Origin of the sequence: Shewanella schlegeliana, from assembly GCF_016765635.1 — a bacterium.
GTDB lineage: Bacteria > Pseudomonadota > Gammaproteobacteria > Enterobacterales > Shewanellaceae > Shewanella > Shewanella schlegeliana.
This window is the reverse complement of sequence record NZ_JAESVD010000013.1, coordinates 21,652-38,991: the sequence shown is the minus strand read 5'-3', so window position 1 is coordinate 38,991 and position 17,340 is coordinate 21,652. Positions and strand designations below refer to the sequence as shown.

Genomic DNA, 17,340 nt, shown 5'->3' with positions numbered 1-17,340 from the left:
AGAGTACACTTTTTTTGATAAAGCCTTCATTGCGCTGAGTCGAGGACACTGATTATGTCAGAATTTTGGCTAACCTTAGTCAATAGTTTTACTGCTGCTTTTGGTGAAGCCCAAGCGTTAACGGCTTGGGAGGCCGTAGCGGTATTATTGGCTGTGGCTTATTTGATCTTAGCGATGAAAGGTAACATCTGGTGCTGGGCGGCAGCCTTTATTAGTACAGCTATCTATACCGTTTTATTCTGGAAAGTGTCATTGTTGATGGAGTCTGTTCTGAATGTCTACTATATGGCAATGGCGATTTATGGCTACTGGATGTGGACACGAGGCGGCAGGGAACATGATGGTGTCAACATTGTTTCCTGGCGTTTGTCTACCCACCTTAAACTAATTGGGATGACGACCTTGATCGCCATCGCGGTTGGTCACTTTATGGCGACCCAAACGCAGGCTGCCTTTCCCTATCTAGATGCCGCGACAACCTGTTTTGCTGTGATGACCACTTATTTGGTCGCAAAGAAGGTGTTAGAAAACTGGATCTATTGGTTTGTGATTGATGCGGTTTCAATTTACCTCTATGTCAGTAAAGGCTTGATGTTAACTGCGATTCTTTTTGTGCTGTATATTGGTATGGTAGTGTTTGGCTATGTTATGTGGCGCAATCAGATGAAAGAACAGCAAGTCTCCAATGATATCGCGTTATCGTCTGGCACTATGTAGATGACATTGCCATTAGCGACAACATTGTTACCTTACCTTGAGCAGGCCGAGCTTTCGCAAGTCAGCATGATCGCGGCTTTGACTCAAGGGTTAAGTAATCAGAACTACTATGTTCGTGGTGTTCACCCGAGTAGGCTGAGCGATTCAGAATGGGTACTCAGAATTAACAGTTGGGCGAGCTCACAGATCTGTAATCGAGACCATGAAGTGTTAAATTGGCAACTGGCAAGCCGTGTCAATTTAGCGCCTGAACTGGTCTATATTAGCCCTGATAAGCAGTTCTACTTAAGTGAGTTTTTTGCGCAAAACCAAGAGAATGGCTGGAGTGAACTCATCTCTGCCAATGGTTCTCATCCCATCACAAGGCTGCAAGTGAAATGGCCTGGAGCTGAGGAGTTGTTACTCAACTTACTCAATGGGTTAAAGCAGTTGCCGGCGCCGCAAAATGTGATGGGGGTTGATGAGCAGTGGCAGGTGTATCAGCTTCGTTTAGCAAAGATGCAACAGCAATTAAACGCTTTAGATGAAAAGAGCCAGACGGTTGAGCGATGGTTAGACTTATATGGGCAATTATTGGCCGAATCTCATCTGATTGATGAAATGCTAGCAGTGCTATCCAATTGCCTCGTTAATCTGCAGTTTAGCCATAGAGATCTGAACCCGTACAATGTCTTGGTCGTCGATGATAAGCTTAAGTGTATCGATTTTGAATATGCCTGCAGTTCTCATCCACTATGCGATCTGGCATCAGTCATCGCAAGTCACTCCTTGTCATCACAGCAAAGGCGTTGGTTGATTGCAAATTATTTGAAAGATCACCCAAACCTTAATCAACAGGCCGATAAGGCTGTACCAGCAGCAGTGGATCTGTATTGGGTGTTTGCCTTGTGCTGGGCACTGCAGATGGCGTTTGACAGTATGATAGCGAATGGCAAGCTTAATGAGAAAGGCCTATCTCAAAGCCGAGAGTACTTAAGCTATGCCCTGCAATATAGAGATCTAATCGTCTGCCGTTTCTAACCGCTTACAAAATCTTACTTCCACGTTGCTTATCGACTCTGAACGGTTGAAACCTATCTATACTTGCTGTTCTTTCAGCCTTTATTGCAACTCTGATCGCCTCGGAACCGTGATGATGTTCTATGCTAGATAAATAGCATTGTCTGAGTCAAAGGGGGGAGAGTTGAGAAAAATAGCCATATATGTGCTTCTCTTCGTGACGTTTTTGGGCTGCTCAACAAAGGTGGGTTATTATTTTCTGGACTGGGTTATTGAGTGGAAGCTTGAAGAGTATGTCACATTAAACAGTCTGCAGCAGAAACAGTTTCAGAGTGGTTTGAATCAGTTCTTAGCTTGGCACCGTACAGAAGAGCTTCCTCGTTATGCAAAGCAGTTATCGCAACTGGCGCTCGCATTGGAAAATCAAACATTAACGTCACGTCTCTGGGCGCAACAAGTTGAACAAGCTAAGTCCCACTGGTCTAGGACTTTTGAGTTTGTTAACCCCTCCCTTGTACCGCTTATCAGTTCATTTTCAGACCAGCAGGTTCAACAGGTTATTGCTCGGCTAAAGGTAGACGAAAAGCGGCTTAATCAAAAATACCTAGGTAAAGATCAGCAAGCCTTAGTCGCGATGGCTGACGAGCGCATCGAAAACCGCATTAAGCGCTGGATAGGCAAGCTATCTCAAGAGCAAAAACAGGCGATTCATCAATATAACTTAAGCCGAGCCACAACATTAGATATGTGGCTTGAATATCGCCATGAGTGGATCCGGCTTTTTGAGCAGGCACTGAAGAATCGACAAAACCAACTGGCGCTATCCCATAGCCTTACGATTTTAATGAGTCAGCCTGATAGGCTAAAATCTGCAATCTATAAAAATTCACTCGATGCCAATACCCAGAAATTTGGTGAGTTACTTATCAGGCTTAATCAATTGGCGAGTGGTCAACAAAAAAGGCGTTTTCAAAAGAAGTTAACCAGCCTAATTACCGATCTCAGAGAGCTGAGTGGAAGTCCCATGCTGACCGCGGAGCATCCGATTGGGGCATCTGCTCTGTTTGCGATTAAAATTTTACGGTGAAAGATAAAGCTATGAAAGATAGTCGTAACTAACAGGGTCTGTATAGGCAGGGCGCTTTAATCATTGCCATACTGCTTGAGCTTTAAGTGATTATGTTGAAGAGGAAATCAAATGCAAATTGTGAATCTATATCAAAAGTTTCTTAGCCTATTGAAGCATGGTGAAGGGATAGCTCCTCTGGCGTTACGTTTGTATTTAGCACCAGTATTGATGCAGGCGGGCTATAATAAGCTTTCAAATTTTAGTGACACCGCAGCTTGGTTTGGTAACCCCGATTGGGGGCTAGGTTTACCTTTTCCTGAGGTGATGGTGGCATTGGCCGCTGGCACCGAATTTTTTGGCGGCGCGTTACTGGTGGTCGGCTTGGCCACTCGGCTTGTTTCTATTCCACTGGCTTTTACCATGCTAGTTGCAGCTTTTAGTGTGCATATTGAAAATGGTTGGCTGGCTATTGCCGACTCGGGTTCTTGGCTAGCGAATGAGAATGTACTTGCCTCGGCTGAGAAGTTACAGCGCGCAAAGGAGATCTTACAAGAACATGGTAACTACGAATGGCTGACCAGCTCGGGTAATTTCGTGATTTTGAATAACGGGATAGAGTTTGCGATTACTTATCTATTTATGTTATTGGCTCTGATATTTATGGGCGGTGGACGCTATACGAGCCTCGACTACTATATCGCTAAACGTAATGGTATCGACTAAAGCGCATAGCCTAAAGCTATACTCATTATCTAAGATGATAAATTCAGATCCCACTTAGCAAGTGGGATTTTTGTATGCCGAACTCTCAGGTCAACTCTCTCGTTAAAGCTCGCGTTAAACTTGTAAAAACGGGTTAAATTTCATTAATATGAGTGGACTATTTTTACCCACTTGATATTCTCGATTACGACTTGCTACTTAAGTCATTCTTCTCTTCTCAAACGTTTTTAAGGATAATCCGTTGGACGCATTAGAATTATTGTTAACTCGTCAATCAACTCCAAGGTTAGTCGCTCCAGCACCTGATGAGCTACAGTTACAGCATATTCTTGATGCTGCAACCCGCGCGCCTGATCATGCAGGCCTCACTCCTTGGGAGTTTATTATTGCTCAAGAAGATGGATTAACGCGTCTCGGCAATATTTTTGTTGAAGCCTTACAAGCCAAGGGAGTGGATGAGGAGTTTATCGCCAAGGCAAAGAATATGCCTCTTAGAGCGCCTATGGTGATCACTGTGGTTGCCAAACTGAGGCCACACCCGAAGGTTCCTGAAATTGAGCAATCACTTGCTGCAGGCTGTGCACTATTCGCTATGCAGCAAGCTGCTTTTGCGCAAGGCTTAGGGGGAATATGGCGTACAGGTGAACTGGCCTTTGATGCCAATGTTCATCGGCTACTCGGTTTGGAAGCTAGCGATCAAATAGTCGGTTTTCTCTACTTAGGGACACCTGCGATAAAAGCACCGACCAAAGCGTTGAAAGAAGGTAAGCGTTTTGCTCGATATTTATAGCAGAGCGTTTATCTTTAAAGCTGCGTATTATTGAAAAAGTTAAGTCATCAGCACCTTTTTATTAGAGCTTAGTCAATTGAACATAGGCCGTTAAATAAAGGCTGTTGAATCTATTTCATCGAAAGTTCGTTTAAAGTTCGTTTAAAGTTAGTCATCGAGCATGTTAGCTTAGAATAATAAGAATACAGGAGGTTATGTGAACGTTGAACAGAAAGAAACCAGTCTAGAGGGTGAGCATATCGTTCTAGAACCTCTGACACTGGAACATCAAGCTGCATTAAGTATTGCCGTTGCAGACGGTAACCTATGGGAACTCTGGTACACATCTGTCCCTCATCCAGACGATATGAAAGCCTATATCGAAGCGGCATTAGAGGCTGAGTCTAGAGGAGAGGCGCTCGCTTTTGCGGTGCGTGATCGCTATTCTGGCGAGATTGTTGGCAGCACTCGGATCTGTAACTGGCAGCAGCAACATCGCCGTCTCGAAATTGGCTATACTTGGTATGCAAAAAGTGCCCAACGCTCGGCGGTTAACACAGAAGCAAAACTGCTGCTCCTTAGTTACGCCTTCGAAACGTTAGATGTGATGGCCGTCGAGTTTAGAACCCATGTTCAAAATCAGATTGCTCGTCAGGCGATTTGTCGTCTCGGTGCTAACCAAGATGGCATTTTGCGCAACCATCAAATTTTAAATAATGACACCGTCAGAGACACGGTTGTTTACTCCATCATCGACACAGAATGGCCGGAAGTAAAGCAAGGCTTGAAGGATAAGCTAGTGAGTTATGAGGAGTCATAGCAAACTCCTTATTGAGTTAACACTTCAGTGAGAAGTGAGTGTGACCCATTGCTTCATCTACTAAGAGCCTCGGTTGCAGATACAGTGACGGGGCTCTTTCATCTAAAGCGCAAAAATCAAATTTAGCTTATCTAACCGTGCTTTAGTTGGTGTAGCTACAACCCATCATCAAAATATCACTTAATTCATGTGTATTCTGAGTGGTTGTTATTTAAAAAGATAATCCGTTATTTCGTCATGGACTTGATATTCACTGAAAGCTAAAGTAGAAATAACAGCTAGACTAAGCGTTAACTATTCGCAACTAAAAAGAAAAGGATAACCTTCGATGTTTGCAAAGATTAATTTCGCCATTATAGCACTCGGTGCTAGCGCACTCTCTTTTAATAGCCAAGCAGGGGAGGCGGAAGATGCCTTCGTGGGCGAGCTTGCCGATTGTGCCGCCTATTATCATATCGCCTCAGATGCAATTTCTGCTATGGATGCACCTCAAATGGCGGCTGTCGTGGAGCGGCTAAAGCTATCGGGTAAACAAGCGGCCGAGCTTGCTAAACAGTTCCAAACAGAAGAACAGGTCTCAGCGGCTATCACTACCGCTGCCGAGAAGCATAGAGCAGCTATGCCAAATGCAAAAAGCTTAGGACCTCTGATGGGCAAATATAAAGAGACCTGTAAAAGTATACTGGCTGAGCCAGAGAAGCGACTCGAATATTGGACCATGGTGACTATGTAACGCTTAAGCCTTGATAGCTTATGGCCATTACCACAAGAGCAATCACAATAAAGTAATCATAGCGTTTGGCTTGCTCTTTTTGGCTTTAATGTCAGTTTTATTGTAAGAATTTTTACGAACTTCCTGTCTACTACCCATAACTAATGGCTTGAGTACATCATTTCTCAAGCCTTTACACGTTGTCGTACGTTAATCTGTTTTGGAGTCGCTGATGAATCTATACTTACTGACCGCAGGCATTATTGCCGCAATGACTACGGTTGGTCACTTTGCCTATGGCCGTAGGCATTTTTTAAAACCTGTGCTGGTAGCAGATGTTGATGCGGGTGCAAAGGCGGTAATGCATTGCATATTTCACTATGTGTCGGTATTTTTGATTCTCTCGAGCTTGCTGCTATTAAGCTGTGGTTTTGAAGCCATTTCAAAGATGCAAAGTTTCGGCGTATTGCTGTTTATTGCGCTTAATTTTTCCCTATTTGCAATTTGGCAAATCTATATCGGTTTTATGAGTGAGCTTGAGGCGCCATTTAAGCGATTATTTCAGTGGGTGTTTTTTGTGCTGGTGGCAGGTTTTACCCTAGCTGGAGCCCTTTTAAGCTAAAGAGCGAGGTTCGTCAGTTTAACGTTAAACTTACACGTAAAACTAAACAAAGTAACAATAAAAGCCTGACTTACTTTTTTATGGTTAGAAGTCAGGCTTTTTAATCTAATTAACTGTCCTGCTTCGACCCCGTCTATGTGAATATCCTTCAAGTTAACACCTATCAGTATGACATCACTTGTGTTTTGAAATATGGATATGTAGATTGAGCAGACGATTTCATACGGATTGAGATCCTAGAACAAGGACGATGTAATGCTCTGTAGTGACTTTAATGTGCCTTAGCGCTCTTCTCTATGCAATTTTATCCCTTCCTTTCGAACATTTAGTAACATTCGTTGTCCGATAGTTAGAATGACGATAATTTACAAATTTTTGCAGATTAACCAAGTAGCTATCCAGTGCTTATCTGTATGATAAGGGCTTGTCTATGATGATTGCTAATCCAGCCATATGAGCATTTTATGATTAAAGTTCATGAATTAACCAAACAATACCCTATGGGCGATAGCTGCGTTAAAGCGCTCAATGGGGTGAGCTTCTCCATTGCAAGAAACGAGTTCGTCGCCATCATGGGACCATCAGGCTCGGGCAAGTCGACCTTAATGAACATCATTGGCTGTCTCGATAAGCCGACATCGGGTGGTTATAGCTTAAATGATCAAGAGGTGGCTGATTTAGATGATGATGCCTTATCTGCTGTGCGCAATAAGGAGATAGGTTTCGTTTTTCAAAGCTTTCACCTGTTACCGCGATTATCAGCGCTGCAAAATGTGTTACTTCCTTTAAGGTTTTCAGCCGAAGCCGAACAAGATAACGGCTATGCCCTTGAGCTGCTTAAACGCGTTGGGCTCGGTGCCCGTCACTATCATCGACCTAATCAGTTATCGGGTGGTCAGAGACAGCGTGTTGCTATTGCCCGCTCTTTGGTTAATAAGCCAGCCATATTGTTAGCCGACGAGCCAACGGGTGCGCTCGATAGCAAAACTTCAGTGGAGATCATGGCGCTATTTACTGAGTTACATAAAGCCGGACAGACCATCATTTTAGTGACCCACGAAGAGGAGGTCGCCGCATACGCACAGCGAATTATCCGTATGCGAGATGGCGATATTGTTGAGATAGAGGAGCGAGGTGAAAATGCTGCTTAATTTCAAAAGTAGGGAAAAGGTCGCAGCCTACAACCGATGGAAGCGAGTTAACTTATCACTGGTTAATTTAGCACTGGGCTTATCAATCATATTTTTTCTGGGTTCAGCTCTCAGTAGCAAGGCTGTTGCCAGCACTGAGCGGCCCATCACAGCCACTTTGGAAGGTAAGACTGCGTCAATCAATAACCGTGAATTGATGCCGTTACTGCTTACAGGCCAGGTTGCCTCGGTTGTTTCTCAGGCGTTTATTGTACCGAAAGCTGGCGATACTTGGCTTTATCAAATTCAGTGGATGATGCCGGAAGGCAGCTTGGCGAAGCCGGGACAAGTGGTGGTTATCTTCGATAAAAGCGAAATAGATAATCGTATAGAGCAATTGGAGGGTAGCTTATTAAGGGTAAAAGCCCAAGAGCAAAGTCAATCTATTGAGCTCAATGCACAGTTATTACAGGCTCAGTTTGAGTTGAAACAGGCTAAACTCGAGCTTGAAAAAGCCAAGCTTGATGCCGCTATCCTAGCCGATTTTCTTGCGGCAAAAGACTATGCCGATAACCAATTCAATCAACTCAAGGCGGAGTCTGAGCTTGCTAAGAAGCGCCAAGCTTTAAGCGAAATTCAAGATAAGCGTAAGGCGTCGCTGTCACAGCTCTCTATCGATAAAAAACGTGCAGAGCTTGAACTTTCACAGGCGTTATTAGGACTTGAGCAACTTGAGATCCGCGCCGAAATAGCAGGACCCGTGCTTTACTCAAGAGATCCATGGACGGATAAGAAATATGCCGTCGGTGACAACGCCAGAATTGGTAGGCAAGTCGTGACTATCCCAGCGTTAAACGAACTTGAAATTATCGCGTGGGTGAATGAGGTCGATGTCGATCGTATTAAGGTAGGCGAGCCCGTTCGTTTAAGGCTTGATTCTCAGTCTCAAGTGGTGCTTAGCGGAAATGTTGCTGGAGTCAGCCGACAGGCCAAAACTCAGCCTGCATGGGGAAGCAGTAATTGGTTTAGAGTGTCGATTAAGTTTAGCCCTGATGAGCGAGTGGAGATTATTCCCGGAATGAGCGTGTTAGTCGAAACAGGAGTGACATCATCATGAAGTCGTCTCTCGTCAGTACATTATTGTGTGCCACATTATTAACGGCTTGCTCAGACTCTGCGGTTACTAAGGCGGAAACTGGAGTGTTAGAGCAACAGATAGAGGTGACCGGGGAGTTGGTCTCGGCAAATACCGTGAGCCTTAAACCACCGGCTCTACGCAGAGTATGGCAATACCAGGTGAAAATGTTGGCGCCGGAAGGCAGTGAGGTCAAAAAGGGCGATAGAGTCGCTCAGCTCGATACCTCCAACTTGAGTCAAAGGCTGTCTGTTAAGGCGGCAGAATTAGAGACAACAATTCAGGATATCGAGACCTCAAAGCTGAGAAATGCCAAGAAGCTTGAGGAGCTAAAGCTTGAACTTGCCGAAGCTAAGATGAATCAAGAAAAGAGCCAGATGAAGGTGGATATCTCTGATGAAACTGTGTCCGTCATCGACAAGCAGAAATACTTAAGAGATGCGATTATCGCCAAAGATCGTGTCATATTGATCAAACAAAAGATTGAGCTTGAGATCAAAGGCGCCGAGCAGCGAATGAAAATGCTGGCGGGCGATCAACAAAAGTTTGCAGCCGAAGTATCGACGCTAGAGAAGGGCATCAAGTCAATGACACTTATTGCGCCGCGCGATGGCATGGTGGTCTATGGCAACGATCAACAGGGCAATAAGGTCGCAGAAGGGCAAAATATCTTCGTCGGTGATTCTGTACTCAGTATCCCTGATCTGCAACATATGCAGGTGAATATGACCATTCCAGAAGTGGAAGCGGGGCGGGTAAAACTTGGACAAAAACTAAAGATTCGCCTCGATGCCAACCCAGAGAAGAGCTTTAACGGTGAGATCACTGAACTTGGTGCCGTGTTCCGAGTGAAAAATCAAGATGTACCACTGGTGATCTTCGATGCCGTAGCCAGTATAGAGCAGCCTGATACCGAGCTTATGCGCCCAGGGATGACGGCAAAGATCAGTATCGATATTGCCAATAATAGTCCTGAATTATTACTGTCCCTAGATGCGGTTCATTATGACAGAGGTAAGGCATATGTATTGAAGCCCGGTTTATTTAAAGATTCAAAACAGTATGTTGCGCTAGGAACTATGGGAAAGGAGCGGGTTGCGATTACCTCTGGGTTAACAGAGGGTGAAGAGGTATTACTGCCATGATAGGACTACAGAGCAAAACCTTGGGGCTAAAGCCTGTCAGGGAAGGCACACTATTTTTAGCAGGTGTACTTGTCGTGTCTGCGATTGGACTTAGTGGCTGTGGTGGAGCTGATAACACGGGGGTATTAACCGCTGAAGTGAATCGCTCAGATTTTAAAGTCGATATTCCGGCATCTGGCGAGTTAGAGGCCAGTAATTCAACTACGGTTAATGTCCCTACTGGGCTTCGTGGGCCGCAGTCTCTCGCCTGGATCATCGATAATTTTAGCGAAGTAAAAACGGGTGATGTCGTGGCTAAAATGGACTCGACTCGAGAGAGCTTTAAGTTGGAGATGGAGCAGCTTGATTACGATCGCTTAGGCCTAGACAGTCAAATCCAGACTCAAAAAGACAAGACCATAGATAAGAGTTTAAACACCGACACTAAAGTAACCGCTCAGGAGCAGGATTTAGCCGAACGTTTTTTCAGTGACGATGAACGTGTTTACACCAAAATCGATATCATCGACCAGATGCGTAACCAAGATTACCTTGAAGCCAAGATGCAGTTTTACGACTGGGGATTAGGGCAGCATGGCTCACAAGCACAGGCGGAGCAGGAGCTCATTAAGTTAAAGCAGAAGGGCCATCAAGCTAAGATGAGCCGTTACTCCAGTAACTTAAAACAGATGGAGATTGTGGCGCCCCATGATGGTTTATTTGTGGCGCAAGCTGGCTGGAACGGTGCTTTGCCAGTCGCTGGAGACATGATGTGGTCTGGGATGACTATCGGTCTTTTGCCTGATACTTCAAAAATGCAGGCCAAATTATACGTTTTGGAGGCAGAGGCTTTAGGCTTAGCTGTTGGCAAGCCTGTCACCTTGCACCTTGATGCTTACCCTGAATTACCAATAACAGGCACCGTAACTCAACTCGATGCATTGGCAAAAGCCAAAGAGCAAGATAGCCCGGTTAACTATTTTCAGATAACAGTGAGCTTGGATAAGACCCTAACGGAGATCATGCAGCCAGGACGACAAGTTAATGCCATGGTGCACGCGTTGGATCTTAACGATGTGATTACCGTACCCAATCAAGCACTGTTTCAAAAATCTGGCGAATATTGGGTCTACATAAAGACATCGGCAGGGTTTGCTAAGCGAACCGTAAAATTAGGCAATCGCAGTTTAAATAGGACGGTTGTCACCGAAGGATTAGAGCAAGGTGATGTCATCGCGCTGACCACGCCGCCGAAAAGGAATCGAGTATGACAGTCAATAGTGCGCCGGTGAAGCTAGAGCAAAGGTTTAACAACAAGTCGATGAAAAAGACGCGTTTACCCATAGCAGTATATTGGGAAGGGATAAAACAGGCTTTTGATGAGATGCGTCATCATAAGCTACGAACCTCCTTAACGTTGTTGGGGATGATCTTTGGTGTTGGCGCCGTTATCGCCATGCTCAGCGTGGGTGAAGGCGCCGAGCGTGAAGCCTTAAAGATGATCGAATCGATGGGCGTTAAAAACTTGGTTGTTAATGCCCGTAGCGCCGAGGGAGAAGCGCTTAAGTCGGTGCGTGAACACAGTATTGGCCTTAGTCTTAGAGACATTGAAAGTGCTCGCGATACCTTGCCATTCGTACAGAACTGGAGCGCCGAGAAGAAGGTTAAAGTATTCAGCCTATTTAGTCTTAAGGGGCGCAGTGACGCGCAAGTTGTCGGGGTTACTCCAAGTTATTTTGAGCTTAGCGCTTTGCCATTAGGAGAGGGGCGCACCCTTACCGAAAAGGATGAAGCTTATTACCAGCAGGTTGCGGTACTTGGGCCGGAGGCGGCGCGAAGTCTGTTCCCCCAAGGAGGTGCGATTGGCAGCTTAATAAAGGTTAACCATCAATGGTTCACCGTCGTGGGCGTCTTGTCGGAGAAAGAGAGTAGTAAGGCAAGCATTCAGGGGGTGAAGTTAGGGGGGGAGCGCAACCAAGTGTTTATCCCGCTGACGACCGCTCTTAAAAAGATGCACTTTAACAGCCTAGAAAATCAACTCGACTCATTTAAGCTGGCGCTCGCCGATGGTATTGAGCCTTCGCTGGCAGCCAAAAGCTTACAGCACTTGCTCAATAGGCGTCATGGTGGCGAAAAAGACTTCGACGTGGTAGTGCCTGCAGACTTACTCGCTCAACATCAAAAAACGCAGCAGATTTTTAATATCGTGATGGCCTGTGTCGCCGGCATATCGCTGCTGGTAGGCGGTATTGGTATTATGAATATTATGCTAGCAACCATTCTAGAGCGTACCGGGGAGATTGGTCTGCTGCGTGCGCTAGGTGCAAAGCGTAAAGATATTGCTCGTCAGTTTCTTATCGAGAGCATTGCCATCTCGGGGACAGGCGGCATTATTGGCATCGGGGTTGGGCTATTGCTCGCACTGATTATCTCTTCGGCCGCAGGTTGGCCTGTGGCATGGTCTCCCTTTTCCATTTTGTTAGCGCTTGGGGTATGTATGACAATTGGTGTCGGCTTTGGACTCTATCCCGCGAATAAAGCTGCCAAACTGGATCCGATTATCGCACTGCAGCGCGATTAAGTGCCCGACCTTGTTAAACTGACCCGTGATGCTTATCACGGGTTTTTTTATTGTTCACATTTCTTAGCACTGCAGATGAGCAATAAGCGTGATGGCGGTGATGCTTGAATGAATTGGGGCGTAAATGTTAAAAAGATTCTGTGCTTGGCGATAAAGTAAGCTATTGTATTAGAAGAATTAGCCAAATGAATTCCCACTTAATATGGCAATAGACGATAACTGACGAGGAAACGCCAGCTTGAGCCACAGAAGAATCAATAAACAGAATAACTTTTATTACATGACGGCGGCGCTTGTAGTGTTGCTGTTGAGCGCGTCTTTGGCTCAGTCCTTAATGGGGGGCATGCTGGAATCCTTACTCGAAGGTGTTATTGCTATTACCTTCTTGGTTTGCGTGGTGAGCTTAGGTATCGATAAGAGTTGGAAGCGTTTTATGCAAGTGCTAATCGTTATTTGGCTGCTGACTGCTATCAGTAAACGTTTTGTCACCATTCCCCACCTTGATCTATTTATGCTGGGGTTAATGTTCGCCTTTTTCTGGGGCACTTTTAGCTCTATTGCAAGACAGGTTTTGTTCTCTGGCGCGGTTGGTGCCAATCAAGTGGTGGGGTCCATCGCACTTTTTCTACTCTTGGGGCTGATGTGGGCCTTGGTTTACCTTCTTATATTGGCGTTCTCGCCTAACGCGTTTTCTGGGATAGAGCATAGTGCCTGGGGGCAAAATTTTTCTCAGATGGCCTATTTTAGTTTTGTGACCCTGACGACATTAGGCTATGGGGATATTAGCCCAAATACGCCGTTTGCTCAGGTTGCAGTATATATGGAGGCAATTGCTGGTGTATTTTATATGGCGATTGTCGTTGCAAGTTTAGTGAGCGCAGGACTGGCTCAAAAAGATCCACAACAGGAACGTTAATATGGAAACCCCTATGCAACATCATCAAAGTAAATTGTTCATTAATAACATGATGGAGTCGGCGATTCGAATAGGCTTACTGTTTATTCTGGTTGTATGGACCTTTGATATCATCAAGCCATTTGTGATCCCAGTGCTATGGGGAGCAATTATAGCGGTTGCTTTGATGCCGATGACACAAAAACTTGAACGAGCCTTGAAGGGGCGCAGAGGACTTGCTGCCACAATTTTGGCCTTAGCTGGGATTATTTTGCTCATCGCACCGTTCTGGATGGTCTCAAGCTCGCTGTTTGATGGCGTGTCTCATGCGGTAGAGGTATTACAGTCTGGCGATGTTGATATTCCAGGGCCTACGCAAAAAGTGGCTGATATTCCTTTGATTGGCGATAAGTTATTTGAAGTGTGGGCTCTGTTTGCCAATAACTTAGAAAAAGCCATGCTGCACTTTTTACCGCAAATTAAAGCTGGCGTATCCGCAGCAGCAGGCATGCTGGGGAGTAGTTTAGGCAGTTTAGTGATGTTTATTGTTTCACTGGCCATTGCTGGAGGCTTTATGGCCCATGCAGAAAAGTGTTCGGCTGCAGTGAGTACCGTTGCTGTGCGTGTTGTCGGTTCCCATGGTGAAGAGTGGACCAGCTTAACGGCTGCCACGATTCGCAGCGTATTACTAGGGGTGGTCGGGGTGGCATTTATTCAGTCACTATTGATTGGCTCAGCGTTGTTTACCTTTAGTATTCCTGCTGCGGGTTTATTTACTATCATAGTGTTTATTCTTGGCATAGCGCAGCTACCGCCACTTATTGTGGTATTGCCACTTATTTTCTATGTTTTCTCTACCCATGATTCAACCCCTGCAACAATATTTACTGTGTGGGTGATAGTTGCAGGGCTTTCCGATAGTTTCTTAAAACCCATGTTAATGGGACGAGGCGTCGATGTTCCAATGCCTGTTATTCTTATCGGTGCCATAGGTGGCATGATTACCGCTGGGATCATCGGTCTATTTTTAGGGGCGGTTATTTTGGCGATTTGGTATGAGTTATTCATGACTTGGCTCAATACAGAAGAGAGTTCTACACCGCTACCTCAGGCATCGAATGATGAACCTGTCGATAGTCCAGAAAAATAAGCTAACACGATAATTAATAGATAATAAAGGTGCCGTTTGGCACCTTTTTGTTATGCTCTTCCTGTTTGCTAGGGCATAAATGATTGAGCAAGCAAGACGAGAGGATTAGCATTAGCCATGTTGCTTAATATTAGGCTAGCCAATTTAGGATATTGAGATAGAGGGATTACCCGATTGAATAGTATAAAGTCAGCGGTTTGGGGCTGGTTTAAGCAGAAAGCGATACCTGAAGAGTCACTAGCACACGCCTTGTCGCTTGCCTGTGACGGCAGTGAAAATCAGCCAAGTCAATTACAGTGGCGGACTTTAACCGAGCTGTTGCTTACTTGGGGAGCGGCGCTTCTTATCGGCGCAGGTTTAGTGTTTTTTATTGCTGCTAACTGGCAAAATATGGGAAGGTTTGAGCGCTTTGCTTTGCTAGAGTCTAGCCTTGTTATTGTCGTGGCTATTTATATCCTCTTGCGTTATCGCGCTTGGAAAAATGGCGATAGACTTGGATTTGGTTATACCTCGGCTAATGCGGCGCTATTGGCGGTTTCGATAATCATCGGTAGCTTGTTGGCACTGGTGGGCCAGACCTATCAAACTGGCGCCGACCCCTGGCAATTGTTTGCACTATGGGCGCTGTTCGCTCTTCCTATCGCGTGGCTGGCAGGCTCAGAACTACTCTGGCTGTTACAGGCCTTACTGCTTAATCTTACGGTCGTGCTTTATTACCAAACCTTTCCAAGTTTGTTTGGTAGCCTATTCTTATTCGAGCTCGCCTTGGGGCCACTGTTTATACTTAACCTTTTACTGCATCTTGGCTCTTTGTTACTCAGTGGCAAACTCGGTTGTTTAGCGGGAAACAGATCGCTTAATAAGCGCTTTGACGCCCCAATATTGCAACAGCTCACCATAGCTATCTCTGTGTTGTGTATAACTCTGCTTGCGGTTGAAGCTATTTTTGATGAGCAGAGCCGATATTGGTTAGTGGTTTACTTTGGGCTGTTTGCTACTGGATACTGGCTTTACAATTTTGCACTAAAGCAGATATTTGTGTTGGCTATAGGTGGCTTTAGTCTGGTAGCGGTTTTCAATAGTCTATTGACTCGGTTGATGTTTGAGACCAGTGAGCCAGTGGGGCTCTTTTTAGTCTTGGGGTTAACCATTATCGGCTCGACGACTTGGCTTACAATTTGGCTTAGATCCCGTCATCAAATTTTTCAAGATGAGGGGGCGCATAATGACTAGAGTATTGGCTGATAATACTAAGGGTGCTCAAGCAAAGCTCTGGTCTAGATTCGTTGCCGAGGGGCTGACCAGCCAAGATGAAATGCCTGCGATGCTTCAAACGACTCCCTGGTATGTTCAAGTGATGCAAACATTCGCAGCCTGGGTGGCTTCAGTGTTTATCCTTGCCTTTAGTATCACTTTTTTTGGACTATTTCTTGATGATTTAGACACGGGATTCGCCACAGTCGTAGGGCTTTTTTATGCTGGCATTGCAGTTTATCTTTATCGGGTGAATGCGGCCAAATCGTTATTTGTCAACCAGATGGCATTTGCCTTAAGCCTATGTGGCTTACTGTCATTGGCCTATGGTATGACCGATTGGTTTAGCCCAAACTTAGGTGGAGAAATAGGGCTAGCTTGGTATTTTACTTTAGGCTGTATTTTGCTGCTGCACTGGCTGTTGATTGAACACTATAGTCATCAATGTGTCATGAGTTTTGGCCTTATTGCTTGCCTAGTCGGGATAGGATATGAATTGCAGCTGTTTGAGCTGCTGTCTACGCTTATCTTATTGCTATTTGCTGGGGTTTGGTTGAATCATGCTAAAACGGCTAAGCACTTTGCACGTATGAGCGCCCTTGGTCATATGCTCGCCTTGTGGGTCGTGCTGATTCAGTTACCTCTTTTAGCCAGTCAATCACTACTGTTAGACCATGATGAATTTCCAGTATTAGCGCAATGGAGTAATGGGTTATCGGTTGTAACAACGTTACTCATCTTGTCTGTATTGCTTGTAAGGATTTTCCGGTCGCAGTCATTAAGCTTGAGTAGTAAACAGGCGTTGCTAAGCGCATTTGTGATGCTATTGTTGGCGGGACTCTCTATTACGATGACGGGATTGTCGGCAGCGGTAGTGATTATGATTATGGGCTTCTATGTCAAAGAGAGGGCTGTCTTCTTACTCGGGCTAGTCGGAATATTGAGTTTTATTACTTGGTACTATTACAGTTTACAGCTGCCGCTTCTGGAAAAATCTATCTGGTTAGTCGCGTTAGGCTCATTATTGATTCTGGCTAGGCTACTGCTGGTTAAATTATTACCCAAAGTGGACAAGCATGGAGCCAATCATAATGAGGCTTAAGTTACCGCTCTCTATCACTATACTGCTGGTAACTCTTGTTACTGTCTTGGCGATGGTGAATTGGGATATTTATCAAAAAGAGCAGCAATTAGCCCATGGAAAGATAGTACGCTTAGCTCTTGCTCCAGTTGATCCTCGATCGTTGATGCAGGGCGATTATATGTCGCTGAACTATGCCATTGCCGCTCCGTTGAGTTCTTTAGTTGAGATGGAGACAGGACAGGGGCTATTGCAGGTAGGACTCGATCACAATCTGGTTGCCTCATTGGTTTCGGTCGATGAAGAGGCGGGCACAGATGCATTAAAGCAAATAGCGCTGAATCAAGGTGACACAAAAGCAACGGATGAAATTATTAATATTCAATACCGTGTGCGCCACAATCAGGTTAAATTTGCCAGCAATGCTTACTTTTTTGAAGAGGGACAAGCTAAGCGATACGAAGCTGCGAAATACGGTCAGTTTAGAGTTAATGAGCTGGGGGCCTTGCTATTAGAGTCACTGCTAGATAAAGACTTTAAGCCGCTGTGAACAGTAGAT

The 17,340-nt window shown here is 45.1% G+C and carries 18 protein-coding genes; all 18 read left to right on the top strand.

Going from position 1 to position 17,340, the window contains the following annotated elements; all coding sequences use genetic code 11:
* Window positions 1-54: 54 nt before the first annotated feature.
* The 18 genes from pnuC to JMA39_RS18485 all read left to right on the top strand — a co-directional run bounded on the left by pnuC (window position 55) and on the right by JMA39_RS18485 (window position 17,331).
* Window positions 55-717: a nicotinamide riboside transporter PnuC gene (pnuC, locus tag JMA39_RS18570; protein ID WP_202723375.1), complete on the top strand. Its 663-nt coding sequence runs from the start codon at window positions 55-57 to the stop codon at window positions 715-717.
* Window positions 718-1,737 carry a phosphotransferase gene (locus JMA39_RS18565; RefSeq protein WP_202723374.1) on the top strand — a complete coding sequence of 340 codons (1,020 nt, stop codon included), beginning with the start codon at window positions 718-720 and terminating at the stop codon, window positions 1,735-1,737.
* Between the two features lie 163 nt (window positions 1,738-1,900).
* Window positions 1,901-2,803: a DUF6279 family lipoprotein gene (locus JMA39_RS18560; protein WP_202723373.1), complete on the top strand. Its 903-nt coding sequence runs from the start codon at window positions 1,901-1,903 to the stop codon at window positions 2,801-2,803.
* A gap of 111 nt (window positions 2,804-2,914) precedes the next feature.
* Window positions 2,915-3,508, top strand: coding sequence for an HvfX family Cu-binding RiPP maturation protein (locus tag JMA39_RS18555; RefSeq protein ID WP_202723372.1), 594 nt, complete (start codon window positions 2,915-2,917; stop codon window positions 3,506-3,508).
* Window positions 3,509-3,749: 241 nt separating this feature from the next.
* On the top strand, window positions 3,750-4,298 hold the full coding sequence (locus tag JMA39_RS18550) for an NAD(P)H nitroreductase (protein ID WP_202723371.1): 549 nt from the start codon (window positions 3,750-3,752) through the stop codon (window positions 4,296-4,298).
* Window positions 4,299-4,494: 196 nt separating this feature from the next.
* Window positions 4,495-5,097 (top strand): GNAT family N-acetyltransferase, encoded by a 603-nt coding sequence (locus JMA39_RS18545; RefSeq protein WP_202723370.1) that lies wholly within the window; start codon window positions 4,495-4,497, stop codon window positions 5,095-5,097.
* Between the two features lie 328 nt (window positions 5,098-5,425).
* On the top strand, window positions 5,426-5,830 hold the full coding sequence (locus JMA39_RS18540; protein ID WP_202723369.1) for a hypothetical protein: 405 nt from the start codon (window positions 5,426-5,428) through the stop codon (window positions 5,828-5,830).
* 211 nt (window positions 5,831-6,041) lie between these two features.
* Window positions 6,042-6,431, top strand: a complete 390-nt coding sequence (locus JMA39_RS18535; protein WP_202723368.1) for a hypothetical protein — start codon at window positions 6,042-6,044, stop codon at window positions 6,429-6,431.
* Between the two features lie 464 nt (window positions 6,432-6,895).
* Window positions 6,896-7,582 carry an ABC transporter ATP-binding protein gene (locus JMA39_RS18530; RefSeq protein WP_202723367.1) on the top strand — a complete coding sequence of 229 codons (687 nt, stop codon included), beginning with the start codon at window positions 6,896-6,898 and terminating at the stop codon, window positions 7,580-7,582.
* A complete protein-coding gene (locus tag JMA39_RS18525; RefSeq protein WP_202723366.1) occupies window positions 7,572-8,678 on the top strand; it encodes an HlyD family secretion protein in 1,107 nt (368 codons plus the stop codon). The genes JMA39_RS18530 and JMA39_RS18525 overlap by 11 nt, the downstream gene beginning before the upstream one ends.
* On the top strand, window positions 8,675-9,841 hold the full coding sequence (locus JMA39_RS18520) for an efflux RND transporter periplasmic adaptor subunit (protein WP_202723365.1): 1,167 nt from the start codon (window positions 8,675-8,677) through the stop codon (window positions 9,839-9,841). The genes JMA39_RS18525 and JMA39_RS18520 overlap by 4 nt, the downstream gene beginning before the upstream one ends.
* Window positions 9,838-11,091, top strand: a complete 1,254-nt coding sequence (locus JMA39_RS18515) for an efflux RND transporter periplasmic adaptor subunit (RefSeq protein ID WP_237732915.1) — start codon at window positions 9,838-9,840, stop codon at window positions 11,089-11,091. Before JMA39_RS18520 ends, JMA39_RS18515 begins: the two co-directional genes overlap by 4 nt.
* 50 nt (window positions 11,092-11,141) lie before the next feature.
* A complete protein-coding gene (locus JMA39_RS18510) occupies window positions 11,142-12,401 on the top strand; it encodes an ABC transporter permease (protein ID WP_202723463.1) in 1,260 nt (419 codons plus the stop codon).
* Between the two features lie 238 nt (window positions 12,402-12,639).
* A complete protein-coding gene (locus JMA39_RS18505; RefSeq protein ID WP_237732914.1) occupies window positions 12,640-13,317 on the top strand; it encodes a potassium channel family protein in 678 nt (225 codons plus the stop codon).
* Between the two features lies 1 nt (window position 13,318).
* The gene (locus JMA39_RS18500) at window positions 13,319-14,446 is read left to right on the top strand and encodes an AI-2E family transporter (protein ID WP_202723364.1); all 1,128 of its coding nucleotides are present in this window, start codon (window positions 13,319-13,321) and stop codon (window positions 14,444-14,446) included.
* A 174-nt stretch (window positions 14,447-14,620) separates the two neighbouring features.
* Window positions 14,621-15,679 (top strand): DUF2157 domain-containing protein, encoded by a 1,059-nt coding sequence (locus tag JMA39_RS18495; RefSeq protein WP_202723363.1) that lies wholly within the window; start codon window positions 14,621-14,623, stop codon window positions 15,677-15,679.
* On the top strand, window positions 15,672-16,802 hold the full coding sequence (locus JMA39_RS18490) for a DUF4401 domain-containing protein (protein ID WP_202723362.1): 1,131 nt from the start codon (window positions 15,672-15,674) through the stop codon (window positions 16,800-16,802). Before JMA39_RS18495 ends, JMA39_RS18490 begins: the two co-directional genes overlap by 8 nt.
* A complete protein-coding gene (locus tag JMA39_RS18485; RefSeq protein ID WP_202723361.1) occupies window positions 16,792-17,331 on the top strand; it encodes a GDYXXLXY domain-containing protein in 540 nt (179 codons plus the stop codon). The genes JMA39_RS18490 and JMA39_RS18485 overlap by 11 nt, the downstream gene beginning before the upstream one ends.
* Window positions 17,332-17,340 lie beyond the last annotated feature (9 nt).